At 52.9% G+C, this 26,106-nt stretch carries 28 protein-coding genes; 18 read left to right on the plus strand and 10 right to left on the minus strand.

What is annotated here, in order from left to right:
- Positions 1 to 32: 32 nt before the first annotated feature.
- Positions 33 to 446, plus strand: coding sequence for an RNA recognition motif domain-containing protein (locus ACH5Y9_RS03030; RefSeq protein WP_171695998.1), 414 nt, complete (start codon positions 33 to 35; stop codon positions 444 to 446).
- Between the two features lie 32 nt (positions 447 to 478).
- Here ACH5Y9_RS03030 and ACH5Y9_RS03035 read toward each other — a convergent pair whose 3' ends face one another.
- The 6 genes from ACH5Y9_RS03035 to ACH5Y9_RS03060 all read right to left on the minus strand — a co-directional run bounded on the left by ACH5Y9_RS03035 (position 479) and on the right by ACH5Y9_RS03060 (position 10,108).
- Complete coding sequence (locus tag ACH5Y9_RS03035; protein ID WP_171695997.1) at positions 479 to 2,143, minus strand: diguanylate cyclase; 1,665 nt, start codon at positions 2,141 to 2,143, stop codon at positions 479 to 481.
- Positions 2,144 to 2,145: 2 nt separating this feature from the next.
- Entirely contained in the window at positions 2,146 to 2,595 is a 450-nt protein-coding gene (locus ACH5Y9_RS03040; protein ID WP_171695996.1) for a response regulator, read from the minus strand.
- Positions 2,585 to 4,771, minus strand: a complete 2,187-nt coding sequence (locus ACH5Y9_RS03045) for a CHASE domain-containing sensor histidine kinase (RefSeq protein WP_445368471.1) — start codon at positions 4,769 to 4,771, stop codon at positions 2,585 to 2,587. The genes ACH5Y9_RS03040 and ACH5Y9_RS03045 overlap by 11 nt, the downstream gene beginning before the upstream one ends.
- Positions 4,768 to 6,927 (minus strand): PhnD/SsuA/transferrin family substrate-binding protein, encoded by a 2,160-nt coding sequence (locus ACH5Y9_RS03050; protein ID WP_445368472.1) that lies wholly within the window; start codon positions 6,925 to 6,927, stop codon positions 4,768 to 4,770. The genes ACH5Y9_RS03045 and ACH5Y9_RS03050 overlap by 4 nt, the downstream gene beginning before the upstream one ends.
- 74 nt (positions 6,928 to 7,001) lie before the next feature.
- On the minus strand, positions 7,002 to 9,413 hold the full coding sequence (locus ACH5Y9_RS03055) for an FtsX-like permease family protein (protein ID WP_445368473.1): 2,412 nt from the start codon (positions 9,411 to 9,413) through the stop codon (positions 7,002 to 7,004).
- Positions 9,410 to 10,108: an ABC transporter ATP-binding protein gene (locus tag ACH5Y9_RS03060; RefSeq protein ID WP_445368474.1), complete on the minus strand. Its 699-nt coding sequence runs from the start codon at positions 10,106 to 10,108 to the stop codon at positions 9,410 to 9,412. The genes ACH5Y9_RS03055 and ACH5Y9_RS03060 overlap by 4 nt, the downstream gene beginning before the upstream one ends.
- An 87-nt stretch (positions 10,109 to 10,195) precedes the next feature.
- On the opposite strand from ACH5Y9_RS03060, the gene ACH5Y9_RS03065 reads away from it, so the two are divergent.
- Positions 10,196 to 10,768 (plus strand): methyltransferase family protein, encoded by a 573-nt coding sequence (locus ACH5Y9_RS03065; protein ID WP_445368475.1) that lies wholly within the window; start codon positions 10,196 to 10,198, stop codon positions 10,766 to 10,768.
- Between the two features lie 43 nt (positions 10,769 to 10,811).
- On the opposite strand, the gene trxB is transcribed toward ACH5Y9_RS03065, so the two are convergent.
- On the minus strand, positions 10,812 to 11,768 hold the full coding sequence (gene trxB, locus ACH5Y9_RS03070) for a thioredoxin-disulfide reductase (RefSeq protein WP_205450797.1): 957 nt from the start codon (positions 11,766 to 11,768) through the stop codon (positions 10,812 to 10,814).
- Between the two features lie 171 nt (positions 11,769 to 11,939).
- Here trxB and ACH5Y9_RS03075 point away from each other — a divergent pair, with 171 nt between their 5' ends.
- The 4 genes from ACH5Y9_RS03075 to ACH5Y9_RS03090 are packed head-to-tail and all read left to right on the plus strand — an operon-like array spanning position 11,940 to position 15,561.
- Positions 11,940 to 14,246: a DNA translocase FtsK 4TM domain-containing protein gene (locus ACH5Y9_RS03075; RefSeq protein ID WP_445368476.1), complete on the plus strand. Its 2,307-nt coding sequence runs from the start codon at positions 11,940 to 11,942 to the stop codon at positions 14,244 to 14,246.
- Positions 14,247 to 14,251: 5 nt separating this feature from the next.
- Entirely contained in the window at positions 14,252 to 14,446 is a 195-nt protein-coding gene (locus tag ACH5Y9_RS03080; protein WP_171695991.1) for a hypothetical protein, read from the plus strand.
- 10 nt (positions 14,447 to 14,456) lie between these two features.
- Positions 14,457 to 14,723, plus strand: a complete 267-nt coding sequence (locus ACH5Y9_RS03085) for a SemiSWEET transporter (protein WP_445368477.1) — start codon at positions 14,457 to 14,459, stop codon at positions 14,721 to 14,723.
- Between the two features lie 19 nt (positions 14,724 to 14,742).
- Complete coding sequence (locus ACH5Y9_RS03090; protein WP_445368478.1) at positions 14,743 to 15,561, plus strand: GntR family transcriptional regulator; 819 nt, start codon at positions 14,743 to 14,745, stop codon at positions 15,559 to 15,561.
- Here ACH5Y9_RS03090 and ACH5Y9_RS03095 read toward each other — a convergent pair.
- Complete coding sequence (locus ACH5Y9_RS03095; protein ID WP_445368479.1) at positions 15,558 to 16,502, minus strand: PfkB family carbohydrate kinase; 945 nt, start codon at positions 16,500 to 16,502, stop codon at positions 15,558 to 15,560. The two genes, ACH5Y9_RS03090 and ACH5Y9_RS03095, sit on opposite strands and share 4 nt — an antisense overlap.
- Positions 16,503 to 16,636: 134 nt before the next feature.
- Here ACH5Y9_RS03095 and ACH5Y9_RS03100 point away from each other — a divergent pair, with 134 nt between their 5' ends.
- The 6 genes from ACH5Y9_RS03100 (at position 16,637) to ACH5Y9_RS03125 (ending at position 20,436) form a co-directional block, all read left to right on the plus strand.
- A complete protein-coding gene (locus tag ACH5Y9_RS03100; protein ID WP_445368480.1) occupies positions 16,637 to 16,966 on the plus strand; it encodes a hypothetical protein in 330 nt (109 codons plus the stop codon).
- Positions 16,967 to 17,052: 86 nt separating this feature from the next.
- The gene (locus tag ACH5Y9_RS03105) at positions 17,053 to 17,838 is read left to right on the plus strand and encodes a hypothetical protein (RefSeq protein WP_445368481.1); all 786 of its coding nucleotides are present in this window, start codon (positions 17,053 to 17,055) and stop codon (positions 17,836 to 17,838) included.
- Between the two features lie 112 nt (positions 17,839 to 17,950).
- Positions 17,951 to 18,781, plus strand: coding sequence for a hypothetical protein (locus ACH5Y9_RS03110; RefSeq protein ID WP_445368482.1), 831 nt, complete (start codon positions 17,951 to 17,953; stop codon positions 18,779 to 18,781).
- A 181-nt stretch (positions 18,782 to 18,962) separates the two neighbouring features.
- On the plus strand, positions 18,963 to 19,499 hold the full coding sequence (gene cobO / locus ACH5Y9_RS03115; protein WP_445368483.1) for a cob(I)yrinic acid a,c-diamide adenosyltransferase: 537 nt from the start codon (positions 18,963 to 18,965) through the stop codon (positions 19,497 to 19,499).
- 61 nt (positions 19,500 to 19,560) lie between these two features.
- A complete protein-coding gene (locus ACH5Y9_RS03120; RefSeq protein ID WP_445368484.1) occupies positions 19,561 to 19,968 on the plus strand; it encodes a ketosteroid isomerase-related protein in 408 nt (135 codons plus the stop codon).
- Between the two features lie 105 nt (positions 19,969 to 20,073).
- Positions 20,074 to 20,436, plus strand: coding sequence for a hypothetical protein (locus ACH5Y9_RS03125; protein ID WP_033155415.1), 363 nt, complete (start codon positions 20,074 to 20,076; stop codon positions 20,434 to 20,436).
- Positions 20,437 to 20,533: 97 nt separating this feature from the next.
- Here the strand turns inward: ACH5Y9_RS03125 and ACH5Y9_RS03130 are convergent, their stop codons facing one another.
- Positions 20,534 to 20,707, minus strand: a complete 174-nt coding sequence (locus tag ACH5Y9_RS03130) for a hypothetical protein (protein WP_445368485.1) — start codon at positions 20,705 to 20,707, stop codon at positions 20,534 to 20,536.
- A gap of 84 nt (positions 20,708 to 20,791) precedes the next feature.
- On the opposite strand from ACH5Y9_RS03130, the gene ACH5Y9_RS03135 reads away from it, so the two are divergent.
- From ACH5Y9_RS03135 to ACH5Y9_RS03155, 5 genes are all read left to right on the plus strand, one after another.
- On the plus strand, positions 20,792 to 21,112 hold the full coding sequence (locus ACH5Y9_RS03135) for a cold shock domain-containing protein (RefSeq protein ID WP_051669653.1): 321 nt from the start codon (positions 20,792 to 20,794) through the stop codon (positions 21,110 to 21,112).
- A 67-nt stretch (positions 21,113 to 21,179) separates the two neighbouring features.
- Complete coding sequence (locus ACH5Y9_RS03140; RefSeq protein ID WP_445368486.1) at positions 21,180 to 21,815, plus strand: DedA family protein; 636 nt, start codon at positions 21,180 to 21,182, stop codon at positions 21,813 to 21,815.
- A gap of 18 nt (positions 21,816 to 21,833) precedes the next feature.
- Positions 21,834 to 22,904: an AI-2E family transporter gene (locus ACH5Y9_RS03145; RefSeq protein WP_033155782.1), complete on the plus strand. Its 1,071-nt coding sequence runs from the start codon at positions 21,834 to 21,836 to the stop codon at positions 22,902 to 22,904.
- Between the two features lie 8 nt (positions 22,905 to 22,912).
- Entirely contained in the window at positions 22,913 to 23,686 is a 774-nt protein-coding gene (locus ACH5Y9_RS03150; RefSeq protein ID WP_445369869.1) for a DUF3530 family protein, read from the plus strand.
- A gap of 24 nt (positions 23,687 to 23,710) precedes the next feature.
- Positions 23,711 to 23,947, plus strand: coding sequence for a TIGR02647 family protein (locus ACH5Y9_RS03155; RefSeq protein WP_171695983.1), 237 nt, complete (start codon positions 23,711 to 23,713; stop codon positions 23,945 to 23,947).
- Positions 23,948 to 23,954: 7 nt separating this feature from the next.
- On the opposite strand, the gene ACH5Y9_RS03160 is transcribed toward ACH5Y9_RS03155, so the two are convergent.
- The gene (locus ACH5Y9_RS03160) at positions 23,955 to 24,326 is read right to left on the minus strand and encodes a DUF6164 family protein (protein WP_033155411.1); all 372 of its coding nucleotides are present in this window, start codon (positions 24,324 to 24,326) and stop codon (positions 23,955 to 23,957) included.
- Positions 24,327 to 24,401: 75 nt separating this feature from the next.
- Between ACH5Y9_RS03160 and ACH5Y9_RS03165 the strand changes: the two genes are divergently transcribed.
- Positions 24,402 to 26,105, plus strand: coding sequence for an ATP-binding SpoIIE family protein phosphatase (locus tag ACH5Y9_RS03165; protein WP_445368487.1), 1,704 nt, complete (start codon positions 24,402 to 24,404; stop codon positions 26,103 to 26,105).
- Position 26,106 lies beyond the last annotated feature (1 nt).

Below are 26,106 nucleotides of genomic sequence, written 5' to 3' on the forward strand. Positions count from 1 at the left end.
TTATTTCGTATGCCTACTGTTAGCTAGATTTTATGCTGCTTTTTTTTCGGAATATCCCGGCATCGACCCGGCCCAATGAGTTGTATTCTTACGTGGCGATGGCGGTCAGTGAAGATTTAATAGAACAGGCCAAGCACGTGATAACCGTCGACGTGATGGTGATTCGGGACAAGCGCAGCAATCAGCTGGAGCATCACGGCCTGGTGTCAGTGAATTCCGATGAAGCCGGCATTCGCGCTATTAAGAATCTGAACGGCCTGTTGTTTAACGGCTGCGAGGTTTTGGTGCGAGTTTACAAACAGCGCGACGTCAAAAATGACCGGCGCCGCAATGGGCTGCCGGTGCCGAGTGAGATTATCGAGAAACGCATTCAGGATCGGCGCCGCGGCGCTAGCGTGGAAATTTATGTCGATTTTTCCAATGTGTTCTATCCCATCACGCTTTAAAGGCGCCATGCCGTTTGGGTATTAGACTGCTGCTAAAGCCAGACGCGCACGCAGTTCCGGCCATTTTCCTTAGAGGTGTATAACGCTTTATCGGCCTTGGTCAAGACGCAATCCGCCGTACCGCTATCGGCATGCATTAGGGCAATCCCGATGCTGACGGTTATTGGAATCACATGCTTATCTATCATCAGCGGTGTATCGGCTAGCTCCTTACGTAAGCGTTCGGCAATGATCATGGCGGGTTCGGCATCGGTCTCAGGCATGAATATCGCGAACTCCTCACCGCCAATCCGGCCCACCACATCGATCTGACGTAATTCCGCGCGCATAATGCCGGCAAAGTGCTGCAACATCGCGTCGCCGGTGGGGTGTCCGTAACCGTCGTTAATCTGCTTGAAATGATCCAGGTCCAGCATTAATACCGCTACTCGGTGATTATTGCGCTTTACCCTGGCAAATTCGTTTTCCAGACGGGCCATAAAGTGCCGGCGATTTAAAAAACCGGTCAAGCCGTCGGTCGTTGCCAATTCCCACAGTTCGGTTTGCATCCGTTTACGTTCGCTGACATCCTGCTTAACGCCGACGAAATGGCGTATGCAGCCTTGCTGATCCTTGACGGGGGAAATCACCAACTCTTCGTCATACAGTTCGCCATTTTTACGCCGGTTGACGATTTCGCCGCGCCAGGTGTTTCCGGACAGTATGGTGTCCCATAAATTGTGATAAAAGGCCGGGTCTTGCTTGCCGGATTTGACCAGTTCGTTGGGCCGCATACCGATAGCTTCGTGGCGGCTAAACCCGGTCAGGGTTTCAAAAGCTTTATTGGCCCATTCGATATTGGCATTGATGTCGGTGATTACGACACCGTGTTCCACCGTTTCCAGAGCTGATATCAGCAAGTGGTCGCGCAACTCCGACGCCTTGCGTAAGCTGATATCCTGATGGATACCCACCGCGCGAATTGGTTGACCATGAAAATCCCACTCCAGCACGCGGCCGGTATCGTGTACCCAAACCCAATGGCCATCCTTGTGAAGTAAGCGATGTTCAACAGAGTAAAGGTCGGTTTCACCGCGCAAATGCGGTTCCAGAGAGGCTGTGATTAACGGCCAGTCATCCGGATGCACCAAGCGTTTCCATATGTCTATATCGGATCCGACTTCGTCAAGCGTGTACCCCAGCATCGAGGCCCATAGGTCGTTAAAAATCACTTTCCCGCTGGGAATATGCCAATCCCATAAGCCCAGGCTGGCGCTCTGTAAGGCCATTCCCATCCGTTGTTCGGACTCGTGAAGCCGTTTTTCCAAGCTTATCCGCGTCAATGCGTAGCGTATTGCCCTGACTAAACTGTCGGTGTCTATGCTGGTTTTGAGCAGATAATCCTGCGCGCCGCAGTCCAGAGCCTTCAGAGAAAACTCGGTATCGTCGTGCCCGGTCAGCACGATAATCGGCAGCACTCGGGTCGCTTTGCGGATGCGTCTGACGGTATCCAGGCCGCGCGAATCCGGTAGGCTCAAATCCACCAGCACCACGTCGATCTTTTGTTGGGCAATGATTTGTTCGCCATCCGCCAAATTTTCACGCCAGATCAGTTCGAAACGCAGATTAGGCGAGGCACGCAAATATTGCCGAACCAGGCTGGCATCGCCCGGTTCGTCTTCAATTAATAAAACGCAGCAATTTGTCGCTTCAGTCATAGTTATTGCTTGCTTGGTAAGCGCACGACATTGAACCAATAGCCTTCGATTTGCCGAACCGCTGCGATGAATTGTTCGACATCCACCGGCTTGGTGATGTAACTGCTGGCGCCTAGTTGGTAGGTTGCCACTACGTCGCGCTCAATATCGGATGTGGTCAGGACAATAGCCGGGATGCTGGAGAAGTCCGGTTCCGACTTGATTTTAGCCAGAAACTCGCGGCCGTTCATACGCGGCATATTCAGATCCAGCAAGATCAAATCCGGGCGCGGCACATCGGTATAGTCGGCACCTTGCCGCCGCAAAAACGCCAGCGCTTCGACACCGTCCCAGACATGATGCAGATTGCAACGCACCCGGTTTTCCTTGAAACTCATTTTCACCAGATGGGCGTCGGCGGGTTCGTCTTCCACCAGCAACACATCGAACAGCGGCGTTGATTTATCCGTCATGCTTATTTCCTTCGATATTGGGTAGCTCGAACACCACTGCCGTACCGTTCTGCGCCGTACTTTTTATCCAAATTTTGCCGCGACAGCTGCTGACGATACGGCGGGCTATCGACAAACCGATTCCGGTGCCGGCCTCGTTGTCGCGATAATGCAGGCGCTCAAAAATTTCAAAGACCCGTTGCCGGTATTCCGCATCGATTCCGTCGCCGTTATCGCGCACATAATAACGATTTACGTCCAGATCGGATACGCCGCCAATTTCGATGTGTAAGGGGTGTTCAGGATGGGCTGGCCTGCCGTGCTTGACGGCATTGTCCAAAAGCAATCTAAAAAGTTCGGTCATGCGGGGGAGATCGATAAAGGCATGCGGTAATTCACCGACGCTGACACTGGCGCCGGCAGTTGCTATCTTGTCCGCTAATGCCTGGATAGCTGCTTCGGCAGCGGCTTTGGCGTCCACATGGGTCATTTTGTCGCGGGCTTGATCGGCCGTCACATACAGTTGAATGTCACGTACCAGACCGATTAAACGCTGGGCGTCGTGTTCCAGATAATCCAGGCTGCTATTAATGTCTTCGTCGCCTAAGGCTTCCGGATACGCCTTCAATGAGTTGCGTAAGCGTTGCGTAAAACTGCCGAAGCGGCGAGTCGGCTCCATCAAATGATGGGCGGAAATTTCCGCGAAACGGCTCAGATCGGCGTTGCTGGTTTCCAGCGCCATGCTGATTTGTCTGCGTTCGGTAATGTCGATGCACGAGCCGATATAACCGACGAATTCGCCGTGGTCGTCGTAACGGGGAATACCGGTGTCGAGCAACCAGCGATATTCACCATCGTAGCGTTTCATCCGATATTCCATGCTGAACGGCAGGTGTTTTTCAAAGTGTTGCGTGTAGTGGTTTAGACAAAACGCCAGTTCATCCGGATGCACTGTTTCTGACCAGCCATTACCTTGTTCTTGTTCGATACTGCGCCCGGTAAAGTCTAACCAGACTTTGTTAAACCAATAATAACGCTGGGTGGCGTCCGAGAGCCAAATCATCACCGGCGCCGAGTCCGCCATGGCGCGGAACCGGCTTTCGCTCTCGCGCAATTCGGCGGTCATGTTTTCTGCCAGGGCCATTGCTCGGCTGCGGCTATTCACCAATTGCCAAGTCAACAGACTTAATAGCAGGCTCAGGCTTACGCTGTTGCCGGCGATAATGAATGGCTTGTCTTGATCAACCCGCGCTTGGAAATTCGGTTCGGCATGAATCAATAAGGTCCACGGGTGGCAAGCCAACACAATCTGTTGTTTGGAAGTCAATAGTGGTTGAATGTTTGCCGGCGGTGCGGAGCCGTACATGCGGCTTTCTTCGTTTAATGTTTCTCCGTCGAATATTTCCAATCCCAAATCGCTTTCTAGTTCGCCGCCAATTCCGGCCATTAAGTCCTTGGTGCGGAATGGTGCGTAAACCCAACCCAGCAGATCGGCGCGGCGTTGCTCCAGCGTGTCGTGCGGCACGTCCTTTTTATACACCGGCAGGTACATTAAAAAGCCGGCTTGCACGTCTTGTTCGGTTTCCTGCAATAAGATTACTTTGCCGCTGATGCCCAGGCTATTGTTGTCGCGGGCATAGCTCATCGCGCGGTTTCGTGTTGGCTCAGAGAACATGTCGAAACTGAATGCGCGTAGATTGCGACCTAAAAATGGTTCCAGATAAATTATCGATGTGTAAAAATCCCGCTCGCCGGCGGGATGGATGTCGTAATCGGCAAAGCCTTGTTTGCGCATCTGGGCAACATGCCGGTCTTTCTCGGTTTTTGGTATCCACAGCGAAAAGCCCACGCCCTGGATGCCGGGGAAGCGTTGGTCGAGGTTCAGTGCGGAGACATATTCCCTATATTCGCTGCGTTCTACCAGTCCTGATGCGGCAAACAACCCCCTGGCGCCATATAACATTTGCTCGTAAGTTTGTAATCGTTGCTCAATACTTTGCACCAATTGCCGGACGCGGAAATCGAAATAGAGCTGGCGTTCGTGTGCCAAGTCTTCAACCGCAATCCGCCAAGCCTGATAGCTGGTGAGCAATGTAATCAGCAGGACTGCCACCGTCAGCCAGTGGCTGTAATACCGCGGTTTGCTCAGGCTTGAGCGTGGCTGGGCGCCGACCGAAGTTTCAGGGTGCTTATTCATGTCGGTTGGCTGTCGGTTGCGGGGGTATAGCCCAAGGGAATTTCAAACGTAAAACAGGAGCCCAGGCCTTCGCCGGCGGAATCCACCCATATTTTGCCGTTGTGATGTTCTATTATGCGCCGGCACAAAGCCAGGCCCATACCGGTGCCTTCGAAGCGCGTGCGGGCTTGCAGGCGGCTAAAGAACTGAAACAGCCTATCAAATTGTCCGGGGTCTATACCGATGCCGTTGTCGCGCACGCTGAGCCGCCAACAGCCGTCAATGACCTCGGAGTTAACATCGATAATGGGAGCTTGGTATTCTTGCCGGTAGTGCAGGGCGTTAACCAACAGGTTTTGCAGCAGGCGGCTGAGCTCGTCGCGGCTGGCATACAGGATAGGCCAGTCGCCTTGGCAACGGATGTTGGCTTGGCATTGTGTTGCCAAGGGTTCGACGAATTGCAACACTTCGTCGCGGACCGCGTCGCTGGCAATCCAGGATTTTTGTTGAGTCTTGCGGCCGACGCGCGAATACTCCAACAGCGAGACGATCATCGCATCCATCCGTTTGGCACCCTCCAGCGCAAAATTCAGATTTTGCCGCGCGTCTTCATCCAGTGATTCCCTGAGATTGCGTTCCAAAAATTGCAAATGGCCGGAGACCATGCGCAAAGGCTGGCGCATGTCGTGGGAGACGCTGTAAGCGAACTGTTCCAGATCGACATTGGAACGCAACAAGGCGTCGTGGCTTTGCCTTAATTCTTGTTCTATCTGTTTATGCTTGTCGATATCGACATGCGTACCCAACATCCGTTGCGCTTTGCCTTCCGGCGTGTGCGCCACCACCATGCCCTTGGCGAGTATCCACTTGTAGCGTCCATCCTTGCAGCGCATGCGAAACTCCACCCAATACAATTTATTCTTGCCGTCGAAGTAGTCGGACAGGGTTTGTAGCACCCGGTCGGTATCGTCCGGATGCAGGCTGTCGCGCCAGGCATCGAAGTTATTGGCGAATTCTTCCGGTTGATAACCCACCATCGATTTCCAGCGCGGCGAGAAAAACACCTCGCCGCTGACAATGTCCCAATCCCATACCCCTTCGTCGGCGCCTTCCAGAGCAAATTTCCAGCGATATTCGCTATCCGCCAGCCGAATATTCTGTTCGCGGACTCGGCGCCGTTCCGCAGCGAGATAACGGTTTACCCAGAACAAACTCAAGCTGAGTAACACTACCAGCATGACACCGGCGCTGAGTGCCAGTATCGGTGTCGGGTAGCGTTGCCAAATATCCGTCAACGTGAATGACGGAACGGCGTCGAACGGCTTGGCGCGCAAGTTCCGCAGTAGTTGTTCCACCGAATTGTAATCGGCCGGGATGGTAAAGCCTTCAATCCCCGGAATGAGGTCGGGGCTCATCAGCAGCAAACAGCCGGCGACTTTTTTGGCCAGCGCGCGGTCTACGTTGGGCATGGCTAAAAACGGCCACTCGGGATAAAGCGCAGTCGATAGCAGCTTGAATTCAGTAGAGGGTTGAGCGTTGAGGATTTTGATTTGCCGCAGATCGAGCTTGCCATTTTTGGCCAAATCCTCCAGAACTCCGGTGCGGACAAAGCCTATATCGGCATGTCCGGACAATACCGCTTCCGTTACCGCATCGTGCGGCATACCTGTGATGACCAATTGGGATGCCTTGACTATGTCTATGCCGGCTTGGGCGGCTTCGTAGGCTTGCATTTGAAAGCCGCCCAGGGAGTCTTGACTGGTAGCGGCGATTTTTTTGCCGCGCAGGTCGCCGAGTGCGTTGAGATCCAAACGCTCGGCTTTCGCAAAGATGACGCCGCCGAACTTATCCTGAGAGCCGCCGTCCTCGTGTCTGAGCAATGTGGCCAGCGGTGCTGAAAAGCCGTGTTGATAGCTGATATGGACATAGTGGCCGGGATTGGTCAGCACAAAGTCCAATTGGCTACTGTCCACACCGGCCTCCAGTTCGTCGTAGTTCAAAGCTTCGACGATGAATTCGCGCTCCGGTATGGCCTGGTGCAAGACTTTACTCAGTGCTTGCCATTGTTCTAGGGTTTGCGGCTTGGGCCGATAGGCTAATACACCGATCCGCACCGGTGCGTCGGCCAGCGCTGAAAAGCTGACCAGCACGCAACATCCCAGTAACAGAAATTTCATCCGGTTAAGCAAAGCGTTTGTAATCATTAATAAATGGCCACGGCTCATTTAGGTAAAACCCAATACTCAGCTGTTCAATGTCCCAAACATTCTCTAATGTTCAGGCGGGTTGCCTTGCGCGCCGGCCAGAAGGCGGCTATCCAGGCCACGATTAACATGATCATCAGCCAGTACAGAACAGCCCACCAGTCGCAGCGGAAATCCAGTTGTATGCCAAGCATAGTTCGTCCGAGTTGTTTCGCTAGCGGTTCGGCGGCCAGATAGGCGAGCGGAATACTCAGTAACCAAGCCATGCCGCCATGCAGCAGGCCTTCCAGTAAAAACATGCGGAATATTTTTTTTGACGGGGCGCCGATGGCGCGCAACACGCCAATTTCGCGAATGCGCTGCAATACGCTAATGGCTAATGTGCCTGATAAACCGATACCGCCGACCGCTGCAATCATGCAGGCCAGGCCCAGCAGGGTGTTGAGCACTGATTTGAACTGGTTGCGGGTAAACTGGCGTTGTTCCAGTTTGGCAAGCGTGGTGTAAACATCCAGTTGTACATCATGGTCCTGAAACTGTTGTTGCAAGTTGCGTAGGTAGTCGGCCTCCTGATGTAGGTCGGCGACCGGCGCATCGAGCACTGCAAACGACGCCATTTTCCGGTTTTGAGTAATCTGCCGTAGGGTTTCCAACGGCGCATAGACCGGTTCCACTGCATAACTATTGCCGGCCAACCAACGATAGATACCTATCACTTGCCATTTCTGGTGATCGGCGCCCAGTGCGACGTCCAGCATGTCGCCGGCTCGGACAGCGTTCAATGCGGCCGTATCCGCACTCAGCACCAGTACGCGCTGGCCGGCGTCGCTGGCTTGGAGCCAGCGTCCGGATTCAATCAGCGGTTGGTACATCGTCGAGTTGGCCGGCAACGCCAGCATCTGCAGGCCCAGGCTGCCTTTTTGCGGCAAAGCTAGGCCGTCCTTGGCAATTTGTATGCTAGATCGTTGCCAGCATTCAATTTGTTCCGTGCCGGCTACCGCTACGGCGATGTCGCGTACTTTTTGCTCGGGTTGGTCGGTGGTAAAACCCAGCCGCACGGCATAACGGCTGCGGGCCATTTCCCGGTCCAGCGTTAAATTCAGCGAAGCGATCAAGCTGGTCAACACTAAAAACATCACGCCGGCGCAGACCAATACGCCTTGTGTCAAGACCAGCCTGGCTTTACGGCGGAACAAATTCCCTAAGGCTGCGGCGGATAAAGTCGGCAGAAAGCGCGCGCCGAACTTCTCAATTAGTAGATCGAAACGGTTGTAGCCAAAATCGGCGCCCACGCCGTAACTGGCGATTGCTACGCGCACCGTCAGCGCCGCACCATGCAGAATCGGCGGCAAACCCGCCAGCAAGGGCGCCAGCAAGCCACCGAGTAGCATGTAATTAATGGCTTGCACGGAAACGGCAAACGCGCCGCAATCGATATTGAATAAAGCCAGCAGTCGGCAGGCACTGAAATAAGCGGCTGCTAGGGCCGGCGGTATGGCCAAAATGATCGCCACCAACGATAGAGATAGGATTTCCAGCAGATACAGTTTGGCAATCGTTACGGTCTTGGCGCCCAGCGCTTTCATCACGCCGATCTGGTCGGTTTCCTGGGTAATATGGGCCGATACCGTGTTTAAAATTAATACGCTAGCCAGGGCTAACGAGACCAAGGCCATGATTTGCAGTACACCGTTGATCCCGGCTAGAAACGGCCGGCCCCAATGTTGTTCCGGGTCTTGTAACAGAGTGACGTTGACGCCGATATGCTGCGCGCTGAGCAGGCTGCGAATTTGCCCGGCAACGTTGCGGGCGGATTCGCTGCTGTAAGGTTCGGCGATTTGCACCAGCAACTGCCGGAAACTGTGTGCCGGAATGCCGAATTGGGTGGCTTGCGCGGTGCCGGCAAAAAAATGTATTTGGCCGCCGAATTTGGGCGGTTTAACGAAGGGATGGCGGACGATACCGCCTATAGGCCAGGTCTGCGGGCCTTGGGCGGTTTCGAATTCGACGTCGCCGCTTTGCATGCCGCTGGACAGGGCGGACAGGTTTTCTATCGCTACTTGATTAACGCCCGGCCAATTGCCGGATTGCAGCGAGGTTTTGTCGAAATGTTGCTTGTCATAGTCGGGGCGGATGATCAGAGTTCCCAATTGCCAGTCGGTCTCGCCAGGTTGGCGGAAATGCACGCTCAGCGGCGTCAGCGTATCGACGCCGGCTACGCCGGGTATGGCTTTGATTTGCTCTAACAAACTGATATCGGCATCATTGCGCAAAATCAGATTGATGTGTGACGGTTGCGATTGCCGATGCGCGGCATCCATTTTGCTCAGCAGTAAATCGATCATGCCGAATAAAGTCCCGACACAGCAGACGCCGACGGCGATGCTGATAATCGCCAAGGCAGTGCTGCTTTTGGTAAGCCATAAGTCGGCCCAGACTTTATGCCACAGCGTATTCACCTGCTGCCTACCGGTTGGCTATCGGCGTGGATTCGTCCGGAACGAATTTCCAGTTTGCGGCTGGCGGCGTCGGCCAGGGTCGCATTGTGGGTGACCATTACCAAGGTTTTGCCTTGGTCGCGCAGATGCGCAAACAAATCGAACACCGAATCGGCGGTGGCCGCATCCAGATTGCCGGTGGGTTCGTCGGCGACGATCAGCGGCGGGTCGTTGGCCAGTGCGCGGGCGATTGCCGCCCGTTGTTGTTGGCCGCCGGACACCTGACTGGGCAGGCGCTCCGCCGCATCGGCCAGGCCGACCAGTTCCAGCAAATACATGGCACGCTCCCGGCGTTGGCTTTTGCTTAATCGGCCGAGAAAGTCCATCGGCAGCACGATGTTTTGCAGCAGATTCAAGGTAGGCAATAACTGGAAGAATTGAAACACGATGCCGACATTGGCGCCGCGCCAGATGCTGAGTTTTTCGTTACTGAGTGTTTGCAGCTCGGTGCCGTTGACGCTGACTTGGCCTTGGCTGGGATGGTCGATGCCGGTGAATAAGTTTAAAAGGGTAGATTTGCCGTTGCCGGACGGGCCGACGATGGCCACGAATTCGCCGGGGTAAATATCCAGATTGATGTCATGCAAGACAGTTTGCAGCGTGCCGGCTTGCGGATAGTCCTTATAAACCTGTTTTAGTTCGATGATCTTTTTCATAACAGCCGGCAAATTGCGGTATGTTACACGAGGCGCGGGTATCCTGGCATACCCGTCATCCATGCACACTGCGCCGGAGGGCGATTAATGACATCGGTACGGATTTTGTGGCTGTTGCTGTGCTTGATTTGGATAGTGGCGGAAATTGCTTTGGCCCGCCGTACTGCGCTGCAAGCCGGGCCGGTCGTGAATACGGAGCGGCGTTCGCAGCGCATTTTGTGGATCAGTATTTTGGCAAGTCTGGCGCTGGCATTGTGGTTTAAAAATCTGGCGTTGGGGCCTATAAGGATTGATTATCTGCCTAGGCAAGTGTTGGCCATGCTGTTGTTTGCCTCGGGGCTTTATTTGCGTTACGTGGCGGTGATGAAATTGGGCCGATTTTTCACAACTAACGTGCTGATACAGCAAGAACACAGATTAATCAAAGAAGGGCCTTACCGTTGGCTACGGCATCCGGCCTACACCGGCTTGTTGATAGCCTTGTTTGCCGCCGGAGTGGCGATGGGCGATGTTCTGGCGTTGGCGATGTTGCTAGGGCCGACGGTTTGGGCGTTTATTCGCAGAATCGAGATTGAAGAGCGGATGCTGCTGGCTGAGTTCGGTGCGGTTTATGCCGATTTTTGCTTATCGACTTGGCGGCTATTGCCTTGGATATATTGAAAACGTATTGGGGCGGTTTTAACCACCCCAATCGGGGACAAGCCTAGCCCGTTAATTCGTCCAGATATTTTTCTACATCCAAAGCCGCCATACAGCCGGCACCGGCTGAGGTGATGGCTTGTTTGTAATGCGAATCCATCACGTCGCCAGCCGCGAATACGCCCGGTACACTGGTGGCCGTGGCATTGCCGTGGATGCCGCTTTTAACGACGATGTAGCCGTGGTCCATCTCCAGCTGGCCGGTAAAAATGTCGGTGTTCGGAGTGTGGCCGATGGCGATAAATACGCCGTGTACGTCCAGATCCCTGGTGCTACCGTCCTGCGTGCTCTTGATACGCAAACCGGTAACGCCCATGTCGTCACCCAGTACTTCGTCCAACTCGTGATTCCATTCGATACGCACGTTGCCGGATTTTGATTTTTCGATCAGCTTGTCCGACAAGATTTTTTCGGAGCGGAATTTGTCGCGTCTATGTACTACGATCACCTCGGAGGCGATGTTGGACAAATACAGGGCTTCCTCCACAGCAGTATTACCGCCGCCGATCACCGCGACCGGTTTGTTGCGGTAAAAGAAACCGTCGCAAGTGGCGCAGGCGGAAACGCCTTTACCCTTGAACGCTTCTTCGGATGGCAGACCCAGATATTTTGCGGAAGCGCCAGTAGCAATGATCAACGCATCGCAGGTATACACGCCGGCATCGCCGGTTAGCGTGAACGGTTTTTGCGATAGATCGGCCGTGTGGATATGGTCGAAAATGATTTCGGTATTGAAGCGCTCGGCGTGTAAGCGCATCCGTTCCATCAAATCCGGGCCTTGCAAGCCTTCCACGTCGCCGGGCCAGTTGTCCACTTCAGTGGTAGTAGTCAATTGGCCGCCTTGTTGCATACCGGTGATCATCACCGGATTCAAGTTAGCGCGCGCGGCGTAAACGGCTGCGGTGTAACCGGCCGGGCCGGAACCTAGGATTAAGAGTTTGCAATGTTTTGCGGCAGCCATTATGTCGAGTCTCCATGCGGGTTAGGGTAGCAAAATTATAAGGGCATTCCCCCCGCGATAAAACCGATTTACCAACTGGTTTTTAATGGCGTGGCCGGTAAAGCTAATGTGAAATCGATTTACATCATCTATAATCATGTTTTGTGACGCTTTTATTGTGAGCCGACAACTATGGTTGCTGTTGTGGAAGAAAGAGCCTCGCGAGGCTATCGCGAAATCGCATTACTGGGATTTTCGAGTTGTGCGTTGTTTTTTTTAATTGCCCTGGTCACTTTTAATTCCAACGATCCGGGTTGGAGTCATAGCACATCGTATCAATCCATCAGTAACGCCTGCGGTTTGTTTGGTGCCTGGCTGGCGGATTTTGTACTGAGTTTTCTGGGCTTGATGGCCTACCTGATTCCGGTGATGATTTTCTGGTATGGCTACATCCTGTTTCAAGGTTCCCGCCAGACCGGTGGGCAGTGGGCGCTGGCTTCACGCTCGGCCGGTTTTCTGGCTACAACAGTGTCCGGTTCGGCGATTCTGTTTTTGCATCTGCATTTTCTGCGTACCAAGATGGATTTGCCGGAGAGCCCGGGGGGTATTCTGGGGAGGGAAATTGGCGACGCCTTGGTGCATCTGTTAGGCAACTCCGGTTCTACCTTGTTGTTGCTGGCCATTTTTATGACCGGCGTGACCTTGTTTACCGGCTTGTCCTGGCTGACGATGATGGCGTTTATCGGCAAATGCGCGATGACGGCCTGTTCGGTTGTGGGCCGGCAGGCAGTTGAGGTGCCCGAGCGTTACCGTGCAGATAGACCGGCGCGACCCGAACCTGTAAAAGAAACCAAAAAACCGCGTAATCAGCAATCCGAAGTTAAAACCGAAGAGCGCGCCAAAAAGTCGCAGATTCAGGTGCTGGAAACCGCGCAACCTTCTGCCGCCGCTGCGGTTAGACCTCTACGTAGAAAAGACAGCAAGCCGGTCGACGACATGGAGCCCGGCGCCTACATCAACGCCTTGCCAACCTTGTCTTTGCTGGACAAGCGTGAAATCAAGGTGAAGCGCTATTCCAAAACCGAGCTGGAAGAAATTTCCCGCCAAGTGGAGGATGTATTGCAGGATTACGGTATCGCCGCCGAAGTGGAAGCGGTATTGCCTGGACCGGTGATTACCCGGTTCGAATTACGCTTGGCGGCCGGCGTGAAAGTCAGCCGCATCAGCAGCCTGGCCAAAGATTTGGCGCGCGGTTTGTCTGTGACCAGCGTGCGTATCGTCGAGATTATCGAAGGTAAATCGGTGATTGGTTTGGAGATTCCGAATCAAGAGCGGGAAATGGTTTCGCTACGCGATTTGCTGGTGTCGGACGAATTCGAACGTGCTAAGTCCAAGCTCAGCATCGCGATGGGTAAGGACATTTCAGGCACGCCAGTGGTGGCCGATCTCGGCAAAATGCCGCATGCGCTGGTGGCCGGCACCACGGGTTCCGGTAAATCGGTAGCGATCAACACCATGATTCTGAGCTTGCTGTATAAAGCCAAGCCGGAAGATGTACGAATGATCATGATAGACCCGAAGATGCTGGAATTGTCGGTATACGAAGGCATTCCGCATTTGCTGACGCCTGTCGTTACCGACATGAAGGATGCGCAAAACGCCCTGCGTTGGGCGGTGGCGGAGATGGAGCGCCGCTACAAATTGATGTCTAAAGTGGGCGTGCGAAATCTGGCTGGTTATAACCAGGCGGTCAGGGAAGCGGAAGCGGCCGGTCAGCCGATTCGCGACCCGCTATTCCGGCCGGAAACGCCGGTGGCATTGGAAGACTATCCTTTGCTGGATACACTACCCAGCATCGTCATCGTCATCGACGAGTTGGCCGACATGATGATGGTGGTCGGTAAAAAGGTCGAGGAACTGATCGCCCGTTTGGCGCAAAAGGCACGAGCCGCTGGTATTCATTTGGTGTTGGCAACCCAGCGTCCATCAGTGGATGTATTAACCGGTTTGATTAAAGCCAACGTACCAACCCGGATTTCCTTCCAGGTATCGTCGCGGATCGATTCCCGGACCATTATCGACCAAGGCGGTGCAGAGGCCTTGTTAGGCAACGGCGATATGTTGTTCTTGCCATCCGGCACCAGTATTCCGTTGCGCGCCCACGGTGCGTTTGTGGACGACCACGAGGTGCATCGCGTAGTGGAATTCTTGAAAAAAACCGGTCCGACCAATTATCTGGACGAAATCACCCAGGAACGCACCGATAGCGGTGAAGTCGCCGGTTTGGACAGCGAAGACAGCGAATCCGATGCGCTTTACGATGAAGCGGTGGCGTTCGTTACCGAATCGCGCAAAGCGTCTATCTCCAGCGTGCAGCGCCGTTTCAAAATCGGTTACAACCGCGCGGCGCGCATCATCGAGGACATGGAAAACGCCGGCGTGGTCAGCATGCCGGAAACCAACGGCTCCCGCGAGGTATTGGCGCCGCCGCCGCGCTGATTGCAATGAGTATTATCATTATAGGCTTGCTGGTCGTCGCTGCGGTTTCCGGCATCGGCGGCTGGTTAGTCAGCTCTAAACAAAGCCAGGAAACGCCGGTTAAAATCATGATGTTTGTGGGTTATTTCTGGCTGTTGGCTTTCGCGCAATTATTGCTGGTCGCTTTAAGCTACTTTGGCTGGCAACATTTCTCGGCTTGATTTTTCTGACATGAACCTAATTCCCGAGTTAATCGGTTATCTGGCGGCGACTTTGACCACCGCTTCTTTTCTGCCTCAAGCAATTAAGACCTTCAAAACCCGCGACACCGAATCCTTGTCGCTAGGCATGTACAGCATGTTTACCTTGGGGGTGTTGCTTTGGTTGATTTATGGTATCTATTTGGTGAATATAGCTATCATAGTAGCCAACGCTATTACCTTTTTGCTGGCAGCGGCTATCTTGGGCTTTAAGATTCACAGTCTGCTGCGTAAATGAATATGCCGGGTCAACCACAATGTCTTCCAGTGCTTCCAGCCATATCGAAATAAAAACCGATAGTTTCGCCGCCAATGACAGCAGTGCTTTCATTGAGAAAATTCGCCCGAATACCGGCATTTCCGAGCCTGTCTACAAGCAACTGCAAAGACGCATCACCGATATGATCCAGTCCGGCGAGCTCGGAGATGGTTTTAGTCTGCCATCCGAGCGAGCTTTAGCGGAAGCGCTGGATCTCAGTCGCACTACGGTGCGGCGTTGTTACGAAGAATTGCGGGCTCAGGATTGTATTGCCACTCATGGCCGCGCCGGCGTCACAGTCAAAGCGCCGCCTTCGCGGATCAATCCGGAGATGGGTAAGCTGAAAGGCTTCACCGAGGAAATGCGCGAGCTGGGAATTACCCCGTCCACGCAAATTCTCGAGCACAAGATTGTCGTCGATAGAACTATCGCGTCTATTTTTAATCGTCCCGCCTCTAGTCGATTTCTACGTTTGGTAAGGGTGCGCTTGGGAGACGGTATGCCGCTATCGCGCGAAGTGGCTTGGTACGATTTAACTGTAGCGCCGGCTTTGGCTGATTGGGACGGCGAAGGATCTGCTTATCAATACCTTGAGGCCCAATGCGGCTTGGGTTTGGTGCACGCCGAACAATCCATCGAAGCGGTGCTCAGCGATGACGTGGAAGCCGGCGTATTCGGGTTTGACCAGCCGGGTCCCTGCTTGTTGTTGAAGCGCAAGACCTACGCCGACAACGGGCAGATTGTGGAGTATGTCGAAGGCACGTTTCGCGGCGACGCCTATACCTACCGGGTCAATCTGAAAATCCGGCCGAACTAGACTAATTTTGGTATTGGATTGGTTTTTATAAAATGATCAATCTCGGCTGGCGTCGGCAAGCACCCCAATACGCCATGATGCTTGGCAACCCAGGCACCGCTGGCACAGGCTCGGCTCAAAGCCTCGGTTAAACTCAGGTTATTCAGCAAGGCCGTTGCCAGACCGGCGCTGAATGCGTCGCCGGCGCCGGTGGCGTCCAGTGCGGCTATTGGCCAAGCCGTTTGGTGAAGAACCACGTCTTTCGTTAACGCTACGCATCCCGCCTCACCCAGTGTGACCACCAGCAGTTCCCCGGACCAGGCAATTTGTTGCGCCCACTTGCATAAGTTACTCAGCCACTGCGCCAGGCTGATCACATTGTTGCTTAGGCCGAATAATGCAGCGGCTTCGGTTTCGTTTACCACCAAAATATCGGTCAGCTTTAACAAGCCGGGATCAGGTTGCCGCCAGGGTGACGGATTTAACATGGTGCGGATGCCGCGCTGACCAGCGATCTGGAAGGCCCTGCGGATCGGCGCTTCCGGGATTTCGAATTGGGCGTAAATCAGATTGAGATGGGGCAGGGAGGCCAGGGTTTGTTCGACGTGTTCCTCTTTCAGCAGCGTGTTGGCGCCCGGATAGACTGCCAGGAAGTTCTCGCCGGTCGGGCTGATAAAGCCCACGCCAAAACCGGATTGCGGGCCTGTTTTCAGCAGCCAGCGGTTGTTCATGCCCGCGTTCTTGATGAGCTCAATTACTTCATCCGCCGCCGAGTCCATTCCCAGCGGCAATAGCATTGCCACCTCAGCGTCAAGCTTATGCGCGGCTATGCCAACATTCAAGCCTTTGCCGCCGTGTTCCTCGATCATGCCGGTTGCTTGCAAGGATTCGCCCGAACAAGGCAAGCGCTCAACGTTCAGGCAATGAGCATGGACATAGCTGGCTAATACTAGGATGGACACGAAATCTCCGTTTTAGGAAAAAAGTCTGTGAAATAGTACCGAAATAAAACCAATAATTTACGATTGACGCAAAAAAATCTAAATGGTATCTATATGGTTACTTAATTAAATACCAAAAAGATGGAGTATTAGCTATGACCCAGCAAGTTCTGAATATCAATAACACCCAAATCGTCAGCGGTACGGAAAACATGACACCAGGCGAGGGCGGCGCGCATACCCGATTGCTCTGGGCCAGTGTGCCACCTTTTTCGGCCAGACCTGATGTAACCGTTACTATCTATTCCGCCGAAGGTATGTCAAACGCCGGTACCACGTTTGTTCCGTGGTCTATCGAGTACGTTCCGGGTGGTGCGGCTGGTGGCCGAGACCTGATAGCCATTTCGGCAGCCAATACCGAAACCGGTTTGGAAACCGATGTCGATGTAGTTTGCAGTTATCTGGCCATTGGTCCAAGTGAGTAGCCCCTTATTTATGCTACCGATTTCAGTTCGTTTAGAAATTCGAACTGACCGGTGAAGCCAAGCTTCGCCTTTTCAAAGGAAATATTATGAAATTCAAAACTGCATTACTAACCCTGTCCATCCTCGATCTGCTGGTCTTTAATACAAATGCCGTCGCGAGTGCGAACGCAACTGCCGAGGTTAGCGTTGACTGGGGGAGTTTCCGAGTGACGTCTGGAACCAATGTGAATGCCGGCATCGCTTGGTACGACAAATCTTCGGGCGTGGGCACGCGCCTGGACACACCGTATGGCGCTGGTACCTATTCGTCCGATTGGGTGACGCCGCTAACCAGCCTGCAAACGGGCAGCGGTATTCGCTCGCTTACCTCGCGAGCTGATGTTGATCCCAATGTCCTATATAGCTATTCCCAGGATCTCGATCCAGCGTTTGGCGATGCTGTTGTTACCGAGTCGTCCCGCACCGGTAGCTTTACTGGTTCCGGCAGCGGGGCGACGACCTTCTCGGTCGATTACAGCATGAATATCAGTTTGATGCCCGGTAGCGAACCGAGTGATGTGGCATCGGCGTCCGTAGTGTTGGTGGTCAATGATTTCGGCGACCCTAACCAATCGCTGCTAGCCAGAAAAGATCTATTTCTTAACGCCAATTTTGTCGGCAGTTTGCCGGACAGCGCTGGAGGTACCTTATCGGTCACTTTGCCAACCACGAGCACCGGGCGCATATTTTTTAGGGTTACCACCCATGCTTACGCAAACGTTTCAGGGATTTCTCAAGTACCGTTGCCAGCCACGGCTTGGCTGTTCGGATCGGTATTATTGGCGCTAATCGGAGCGATGCGTCGGCAATGGGCCGCTGCGGCCGGTATCTGAAACTTTTCTGATTTCCCACGTAGCGTTTAAGCGCACCGGCACACGTTTTGAGTCTGGCCGGTAGTTGTGACATCCACCATTTTTAACAACGTTAATCAATTAGAGGGCTTTTATGAATCGCTTCTCGTCTTTGCTTGCGCTTTGTGCAGTGTTGGCTTATGCACCAACAGCAGCTGCGTACACCACATCGTTGACCGTGATCGCCAGCGCGAACGCCGCTTATGGCAGTCAGTCCTACGATGCGGATTCCAAGGTGTTAAACAACATCAATACCCCTTCATCGTCTGCGGTCGATGCGTTGTATCAAGTACCCAATGCGGGTGGGCCGGGTAGTTACGTTGAGACGTACCGCTCCGCCGCCGGCGGTTTTGTCACTCCCGGCGTAATGAAAGCCAGTGCCAGTGCCAGTGCGACAGCCTATGCCGCGAATGTCGCCAGTGCCAGCAGCAAAGTGTCATTTGCCGATAACTTCAAGTTGGTGGGCCCCAGCGGTCGAAATATCGATCTGACTTTGACTTATTTGGTGTCGGGAGCATTGTCCGGCACCGCGGCCGCCAGCGGTGCTGTGCAACTAAGTACGGGTGACAGTATTTCTTTCACGGAAAATGGTTATACACCGCGCAGCTTCAGTTGTTCATGGCTGGCGTCGTGTACCGGCGTGGCGACATTTTCGGTGCCGGTCAATACCTTGATTTCACTGGATGCTTTTCTGGAAGTCGGCGCGGGTGCCAGTAGCTATTTCAAACCTACCCTGACCCAGTCGTCCGCTAATTTCGGGAACACCGGTGTGGTGTATCTCGGTATTGCCGATAGCCGCTATCAGTTGCTAAGCGGCAGCGGTTTTAGCTATGCGCCCGTGCCGTTACCTGCCGCGTTTTGGACTTTTGTTGCCGGATTGTATACGTTGGGCTATTCCGTACGGCGCAAGTCGTGCCTGGGCTAGATCGACACGCCATTGCCTTTAAGCAGGCGCGGCAAAAGAATTCTTCACTGCGGCTTTTGCCCTTCGTCTGGCCGGTTGCGGTGCGGCATTCCTGCTTCTGTCTCTTAGCAGCTACTAAGTTGTTACAATGCCCGGCCAACTTGAACGAGCGGCTGCTAAATCGGCCAGAGAAGCATAATTAATGAAAACCAGAGATAGAAGGCACGGTGTCGTACTGGTACACACCGGCGAAGGTAAGGGTAAGTCCTCAAGTGCGTTTGGCATGGTATTCCGCGCCGCCGGGTGGGGCATGAAGGTCTGCGTGATTCAATTTATCAAAGGCCAGTGGCAAACCGGCGAGCAACGGGCGGCGACGCGATTCGAAGAAATCGAGTGGCATGCCTTGGGCGATGGTTTTACCTGGGATACCAAGAATCCGGAACAAGATATTAAAACCAGCCGGGAAATTTGGGAGTTTGCCAAACAAAAAATTCTCTCCGAAGAGTTTGATTTGGTGATCCTCGACGAAATCAATTACTGCTGCGGCTATGGTTGGATCAGCGGCCAGGAAATCGCCGATTTCATCAAAAACGATAAACCCACCTGGTTACACTTGGTGATGACCGGCCGCAATGCGGCACCGGAAGTCATTGAGGCTGCCGACACGGTCACCGAGATGACCAGAATCAAGCACGCTTATGCCGCCGGCATCAAGGCCGAGCAGGGCGTGGAATTTTAAGCTGAAAAAAAGCCGGGCTTCTGGCAAAATTGACGGTTTTTAATCTAGGCTCAAGACCACTATGCAACAAGCAAAAAAACTTATCGAACAGTACTATCAAGCATTCAACAGCGGCGACATGGATACCTTTCTGAGCTTGTTGACCGATGATATGGTGCATGACATTAACCAGGGCGACCGCGAACAGGGCAAGGCCGCTTTCGCTGAGTTCATGAAAAAAATGAATCATCACTATAAAGAACAGTTGGTGGACATGGTGATTATGGCCAACGAAGAAGGCACGCGCGGCGCGGCCGAGTTTGTGGTGTTGGGCGAATACCTGAACACCGACGAAGGCCTACCGGAAGCCAATGGCCAAACCTACCGGTTGCCGGCCGGCGCGTTTTTCGATATTCGCGACGGTAAAGTCGCGCGCATCACCAACTACTATAATTTAGGCGATTGGATTGCGCAGGTGGATCCGCAGTAAGGCTTTTGTCAGGCGCATTGCCGATACCGGTCGATTGGCATAGAATCCGAAGGGTAACAATTCGGATTCGCCGAAAAAATAACTACAAAACAGAGGAGAGCAACAATGGGTGAAACACAGAAATTGATGATCGCTGTGGTGGGGGTGTTTGTAGCCGGTTTTATCTTGGTGGGTGTCAGCAAGGATCAATCCAACGAGGAAAAAGAGGCCGCTGCGCAAATCCGCACGTTGGTAGCCATGCAGGAAATGGCTAACCAAAAATGTCCGAAATTGATCGAAAACAAAACCGGTACCCAAGTGTATTTCCCGTCCAAAACCGATACCGATAAAACGACCTATGTCACGATGGAATGGGTAGGCGAGAAAGACTCTAACTTCAAAACCGCATCCTGTACCCTGCATTTGGCATTGGGAGGCGTGTCGAAGCTGGTTATCGATGATAAGGTTTTGATTGACAAGAAATTTTAATCAAAGGCGGCGTTTTGCGCGATAGCTGGAAACGTCGCCTTGTCTCCCATTGATCGGTTAGCGGTGAAAGATTTCGTTAGCCGATTTGTCAGTGCTTTTATGAATATCGACGCCGGGTGTGGTCGTCGTCTTCTTCGCAAATTAACCATCCAAACAGAACCGGCAATACCGTCTGCCGTTTGCCAGGCGCGTTGGCTGGTAAAACAGCTAACGCATCGTAGTAGCGGATGCCAGGTTTACCGGGAATCGCAAAGTCAGGCGGCGTAATCAATCAAAAGCGCCCAGGCCGGGTTTTATGTTTTCGGGATTTTTCAGACAAAATACACAAAAATAATAATTAACTAGAGGTGAAAAGATGGCGGATACGACCATCCTGAAAGGTGTTTTAAAAACCTGGAAAGACGATAGAGGTTTTGGCTTTATTCAGCCGGATAACGGCGACAAAGATATTTTTGTCCATATTTCCTCTTTAAAAGGCATGGCCCGCCGTCCGGTGCGCGGCGATGTGTTGTTTTATGAAGTCGCCCGTGATACCGGCGGTAAATTGAAAGCAGTGAATGCGCGCATCGAAGGCGTGCCTTACGAGCAAAAATCCGGTAAGCCTAAACTGTGGGTATGGTTGCTGGCGGCGGCACTTGCTCTAATAAGCGGGGCAGTAGCGGCTTATTTCTTCTAGCGCGCCGAAAAGCTGTGATCGGTAGCAGATATTATTGACCGAGATTTTTCAACCAAACGAGTAAAACATGGACTGGCTACACTATTTGACCGACATTCTGCTGCACATCGATAAACATTTGGCCAATATCATCAGCGACTACGGCACGCTGACCTACGCCATTTTGTTTTTGGTTATTTTTGTCGAGACCGGTTTTGTAGTGATGCCGTTTTTGCCCGGTGACTCCCTGTTGTTTGCCGCCGGTGCCTTCGTGGCGATGGATGCTTTCAATCTGCCGATATTGCTCGGCGTCTTGGGAGCTGCGGCGGTGCTGGGCGATACCGTCAACTATTGGATAGGTCGCAGCATTGGTCAACGCGCCTATTCGCTCAGTTGGGTAAACCGCGAACATCTTGACCGCGCCCAGGCGTTCTACGATACCTACGGCGCTAAAACTATCGTACTGGCGCGCTTTGTGCCTATCGTGCGCACCTTTGCGCCGTTTGTGGCCGGGATAGGGAAAATGCCTTACAGCACTTTCATTTTGTATAACATTGTCGGCGGGGTGGCATGGGTGTTGATCTGCGTGTTTGCCGGCTATTTCTTCGGCAATATTCCGCTGGTGAAGAAAAACTTCGAGTTAGTGGTGTTAGGCATCGTGCTGATTTCGATCTTGCCGATAGTGCTGGAAGTTTGGAAAGCCCGTAAACAATCCAAGCAATAAGGTCGCATGATGGTAGAGATGAACGATTCGCAAAAATGGTTTGTACTGGCCTTTATACTGGCTTTCGGCGGCCTATTGTATGTGTTGGCGCCGGTGCTGATGCCTTTTGCGTTTGCGGCTATTCTCGCTTACTTAGGCGATCCTGTTGTGGATAGGCTGGAAACTTTGCAATTCCGCGGTTGGCGTTTAAATCGGACGCTGGCAGTCATGGTGGTGTTTTCCGGCATCATTTTTTCGATAGCGGCGCTGCTGATCGTCATCATTCCTGCCCTGGAATATCAAATCAGCGAATTCATCGACAAACTGCCGTCTTATTTAAACTGGATAAACAAATCGGTCGTGCCGGTTTTGCAAAAATATCTGGGACGCACGATTAGACCGTTGCGTGAAGATCAATTGATTAATCTGATCAAGAGTCATTGGCAAGACGGCGACGGCGTTGCCGAGAACCTGATTCAATCGGTCTCCCATTCCGGTGCGGTGATCGTTGGTTGGGTGATGAATCTGGTGTTGATTCCGGTGATTACCTTCTATTTACTGCGCGATTGGGACGACTTAGTGGCGCGAATCCACGATTTGTTTCCACGCCGCGTTGCCGGCACTGTCGCCAAACTGGCCGGCGAGGCCGACGTGGTGTTGGGTGCGTTCATGCGCGGCCAGTTTTATGTGATGCTGGCGCTGGGCGTGATTTACAGCGTCGGCTTGTGGTTGGTGGATCTGGAACTGGCCCTGGTGATCGGTATGCTGGCTGGTTTGGTCAGTTTCGTGCCTTATATGGGCGCTATTACCGGTATCGTCTTTGCCTGTATCGCAGCCTTGCTACAATTTCAGGATGCGATGCATCTGTTGCCGGTGTTGATCGTTTTTGCGGTGGGTCAGAGTATGGAAGGCATGCTGTTGACGCCGTGGTTGGTCGGAAACAAAATCGGTTTACATCCCGTAGCAGTCATGTTTGCTGTACTGGCGGGTGGTCAGCTGTTCGGGTTTTTAGGCGTCTTGTTGGCCTTGCCCGTGGCGTCGGTGATTATGGTGCTGTTGCGGCATATCCATGAGCGTTATACCTTTAGCGGTTTTTACAGCAAAGGTTAGTGTTCACTATGCGCAATGCGTCGTTATTCGCGGCATTATTGCTAGTTTCGACATCGGTGTTTGCGACCGATAGCCGCAGAGAGCAGGACTTTGCTGCGGCTATTCAGCAACAATTGTCCATGGGGCAGGCAACTTGGTTGAAATCCGCCGACAAAACCTTTCTGGCGCTCTTCACGGAAGCCGAAAAGACCGACAACAGCCAGGTAGCAATCGTACTGCACGATATGGGCGAACATCCCGATGCCAAGCCCTTGATTCATCGCTTGCGAACCAGGTTACCGATGCATAATTGGGCGACGCTTGCCTTACAAATGCCTATCAGGGAAAGCGGCGCGCAGGCTGAAGACTATTACCCGCTGTTCGACGAGGCGCGTGGACGGATTGATGCGGCTGTCGAGCATCTGCTGAAAAACGGTGCGAAACATATCGCAATTGTCGGCTACGGCATGGGCGCTTTGATGGCCGCGTCCAGGCTTGCCGATAAACCCAATGACGTGACGGCGCTGGTATCGATTAGTTTGCCCGTGCCGCAAACCACTGCAACACAGGCGCAAAGCCTCGATTTGATTAAAAAAGTGCAATTGCCTTTTTTGGATGTATATGCCGAGTTTGATTTACCGGCAGTGCTCGATAGCGCCCGGCAACGGCGTATGGCCGGTAAAGATAATCCGGTGTATCGGCAGATAAGAATGGATGGCGAGGATCACGGCTATCAACAAGATTACGATTTGCTTGTAAAGCGCGTATACAGTTGGCTGACTACGACGGTCAGCGAAGATTAATAATTATTACAAAGGGTGTAACACATGCTTTTAACCGAAGAATTGGTCGCGGAAATTAAATTTTTATCCTTGTTCAATCTGGAGTCCGTACAAGAAGGCGTCAAGGTGCATGGCAATGCCGAGCCGGTATTGATCGCGGCGGCGCAACGTCTGTTCGACAAAGGATTGGTCACCCAGCATGACGGCGGGTATCTGACCGACCTGGGTATAGAAGTGGCGGAACACGCCCAACGGATGTTGACGATATTGCAGTCTAACTAACGACGATTCAAAGGCCTAGGCCCAGCTCGAACAACCATTTCAAAGAGACGTAAAAAATCAGGACTATGAGCAGGCTATAGCCGAGAAATCGGATGGGCTTGTTCAGATTGTGGCGGAAAAAGCCTTGGTATTCGCCTTGCGCCTTCAATTGCCGGTACAGTGCGCGTTGGTTTAGGGCGCGTTCTTGTTGGTATTCGTTGAATAATTGTCTGGCTTTATCGACGTCGTCGCGTTGATAAAGCCAGATAGCCGGCATGGAAATGCCCCAGTTGCCTGCTGACGTTTCGTAAAATTCAATATCGTTGTCGGCCAGTAACTGCCGAACATCGTCCGCTTCGTCCGTGGGTACCCCTCTTAGCGAGAAAAATAAAATCGTCATAGCCAGCCGCATGGTGTAAGAAGCGCAAATTATAAATCAATAAGCGTGCATCGAGCGGCGAGCAAACTCTTCAGAATGAATCATCCGAACTCATTTCCACTGCCTGCTCAGACCTCTATTGTTTTGCTGGAGGATGCTGGAGCAAATCCAAGTGCAGATAGTTTGCAAGGCGTGCTGCGCGCGCAGGATTTTCGCTGTGCGGTGGCGTCGAGCGCGGAAGAGGTGATGGAGCTGCTGACAAATGCGCCGGTGGACTTACTGATTATTGCCTGTCGAGATTGGCCTTGGCGGCAGGTAGCCGATATGCGCGATGCAGCCGACTCCTACCTGCCTATCATATTGATTGCCGATGATTTAACCGACACGCTGCTGGACCATTGCGCCGCTGTTGAGATCGACGCTGTCATTTGTCGACCGGTCAATCAGCATTTATTGCTGTTAAAAATACGGTCGTCGTTAAAACTGCGCATGTTGTATCAGCACGAGCACGCGCAAAAAACGCTGTTGCTCGATTATTGGCAGACTTCCGACCTGGAACATGAAGTCGCGGCCAAACTGTTCAACGATGTGTTAAAAGCCGACTTTCTGGAAACTGAAGCCGTGGAAGTGGTGATGTCGCCGATGGCCTTGTTTAACGGCGATTTGGTGTTGATTGCCAAAACCCCGGAAAATCATTTGCATGTGCTGTTGGGCGATTTTACCGGCCACGGTTTGTCGGCATCGATAGCCGCTACGCCGCTGGCGGACATTTTCTATGGCATGACGCGGAAAGGTTTCGATATTAACGAAATCGTTACCGAAATTAACGCCAAACTGTATCGGGTGTTGCCGGCCAACCGCTTTTTGGCGGCGACGGTGGTGGCGCTGTATCCCGAGTCGTCGTCGATGAAAAGCATTACCTGCGGGCTACCCGAGCATTTTTTAGTCAATCATGCCGACAACAGTTTTTTGGCGATACGCTCTTTGAATATTCCGCTGGGTATTCAGCCTTCGATTGACATCGAAGAGCAACTGCATCGGGTAAGCGAGAATCAGCGTTTATATCTGCTCACAGATGGTATTTTTGAGGCGGAAAATGCTGAAGGTGAGCTTTTCGGCGGGGAACGCATTCTTAATGCTATCCGGCAAAGTAAATCCGACACCATCAAAAATTTGCAGGCCAGCCTTGAAGCGCACACCGGCGGTGCGATTCAGAAAGATGACAATACCCTGGTTATTTTGAGCTGTGCGGTCGATAGCGTGCCCTGGGGGCGGCGAGAAATCCGGCTTCCCCGGCAGTGGATCGCCGCGACGACCTGGAAGCAGGTACTGGAATTTGACATCGATAGTTTGCGCCTGATCAATCCGGTGCCGGTCATGGTCAACACCGTCATGGAAATCCAGGGTTTACAGAATTATCGCCAGGATATTTTTATGATAGTCAGTGAATTGTTCGCGAATGCGCTGGACCATGGCGTGCTGGGCTTGGATTCGGCTCTGAAGAGCAGTCCGGAGGGCTTTATGCGCTTTTATGCGATGAAGGACGAACGCTTGCAACAGCTCCAGCGCGGCAAAATCCGCTTATCGTTTATCCATCATGCGACCGAGTACGGTGGCCGCTTGATCGTTAAAGTCGTCGATAGCGGCAACGGCTTCGATTGGCGACGGCGCATCGGTTTGCGGAAGAGTGATGAGGCTTACTGCGGCCGCGGCATTATCATGCTGGAGACTTTATGCAGCAGTCTGGTTTACCACGGTTGCGGCAATCGGGTAACCGCCGTTTTCGATTGGCGGCATTAAC

The sequence above is a fragment of the Methylomonas sp. BW4-1 genome (assembly GCF_052474385.1).

What these genes read in the sequence shown, in the direction of transcription:
- ACH5Y9_RS03160 (WP_033155411.1), bottom strand. Translation starts at nt 24,326, where the DNA reads ATGACGATTTTATTTTTCTCGCTAAGAGGGGTACCCACGGACGAAGCG.
- ACH5Y9_RS03140 (WP_445368486.1), top strand. Translation starts at nt 21,180, where the DNA reads ATGGACTGGCTACACTATTTGACCGACATTCTGCTGCACATCGATAAA.
- ACH5Y9_RS03065 (WP_445368475.1), top strand. Translation starts at nt 10,196, where the DNA reads ATGACATCGGTACGGATTTTGTGGCTGTTGCTGTGCTTGATTTGGATA.
- ACH5Y9_RS03030 (WP_171695998.1), top strand. Translation starts at nt 33, where the DNA reads ATGCTGCTTTTTTTTCGGAATATCCCGGCATCGACCCGGCCCAATGAG.
- ACH5Y9_RS03035 (WP_171695997.1), bottom strand. Translation starts at nt 2,143, where the DNA reads ATGACTGAAGCGACAAATTGCTGCGTTTTATTAATTGAAGACGAACCG.
- ACH5Y9_RS03145 (WP_033155782.1), top strand. Translation starts at nt 21,834, where the DNA reads ATGAACGATTCGCAAAAATGGTTTGTACTGGCCTTTATACTGGCTTTC.
- ACH5Y9_RS03135 (WP_051669653.1), top strand. Translation starts at nt 20,792, where the DNA reads ATGGCGGATACGACCATCCTGAAAGGTGTTTTAAAAACCTGGAAAGAC.
- ACH5Y9_RS03075 (WP_445368476.1), top strand. Translation starts at nt 11,940, where the DNA reads ATGGTTGCTGTTGTGGAAGAAAGAGCCTCGCGAGGCTATCGCGAAATC.
- ACH5Y9_RS03085 (WP_445368477.1), top strand. Translation starts at nt 14,457, where the DNA reads ATGAACCTAATTCCCGAGTTAATCGGTTATCTGGCGGCGACTTTGACC.
- ACH5Y9_RS03105 (WP_445368481.1), top strand. Translation starts at nt 17,053, where the DNA reads ATGAAATTCAAAACTGCATTACTAACCCTGTCCATCCTCGATCTGCTG.
- ACH5Y9_RS03150 (WP_445369869.1), top strand. Translation starts at nt 22,913, where the DNA reads ATGCGCAATGCGTCGTTATTCGCGGCATTATTGCTAGTTTCGACATCG.
- trxB (WP_205450797.1), bottom strand. Translation starts at nt 11,768, where the DNA reads ATGGCTGCCGCAAAACATTGCAAACTCTTAATCCTAGGTTCCGGCCCG.
- ACH5Y9_RS03120 (WP_445368484.1), top strand. Translation starts at nt 19,561, where the DNA reads ATGCAACAAGCAAAAAAACTTATCGAACAGTACTATCAAGCATTCAAC.
- ACH5Y9_RS03060 (WP_445368474.1), bottom strand. Translation starts at nt 10,108, where the DNA reads ATGAAAAAGATCATCGAACTAAAACAGGTTTATAAGGACTATCCGCAA.
- cobO (WP_445368483.1), top strand. Translation starts at nt 18,963, where the DNA reads ATGAAAACCAGAGATAGAAGGCACGGTGTCGTACTGGTACACACCGGC.
- ACH5Y9_RS03100 (WP_445368480.1), top strand. Translation starts at nt 16,637, where the DNA reads ATGACCCAGCAAGTTCTGAATATCAATAACACCCAAATCGTCAGCGGT.
- ACH5Y9_RS03050 (WP_445368472.1), bottom strand. Translation starts at nt 6,927, where the DNA reads ATGAAATTTCTGTTACTGGGATGTTGCGTGCTGGTCAGCTTTTCAGCG.
- ACH5Y9_RS03110 (WP_445368482.1), top strand. Translation starts at nt 17,951, where the DNA reads ATGAATCGCTTCTCGTCTTTGCTTGCGCTTTGTGCAGTGTTGGCTTAT.
- ACH5Y9_RS03090 (WP_445368478.1), top strand. Translation starts at nt 14,743, where the DNA reads ATGTCTTCCAGTGCTTCCAGCCATATCGAAATAAAAACCGATAGTTTC.
- ACH5Y9_RS03045 (WP_445368471.1), bottom strand. Translation starts at nt 4,771, where the DNA reads ATGAATAAGCACCCTGAAACTTCGGTCGGCGCCCAGCCACGCTCAAGC.
- ACH5Y9_RS03125 (WP_033155415.1), top strand. Translation starts at nt 20,074, where the DNA reads ATGGGTGAAACACAGAAATTGATGATCGCTGTGGTGGGGGTGTTTGTA.
- ACH5Y9_RS03155 (WP_171695983.1), top strand. Translation starts at nt 23,711, where the DNA reads ATGCTTTTAACCGAAGAATTGGTCGCGGAAATTAAATTTTTATCCTTG.
- ACH5Y9_RS03165 (WP_445368487.1), top strand. Translation starts at nt 24,402, where the DNA reads ATGAATCATCCGAACTCATTTCCACTGCCTGCTCAGACCTCTATTGTT.
- ACH5Y9_RS03040 (WP_171695996.1), bottom strand. Translation starts at nt 2,595, where the DNA reads ATGACGGATAAATCAACGCCGCTGTTCGATGTGTTGCTGGTGGAAGAC.
- ACH5Y9_RS03080 (WP_171695991.1), top strand. Translation starts at nt 14,252, where the DNA reads ATGAGTATTATCATTATAGGCTTGCTGGTCGTCGCTGCGGTTTCCGGC.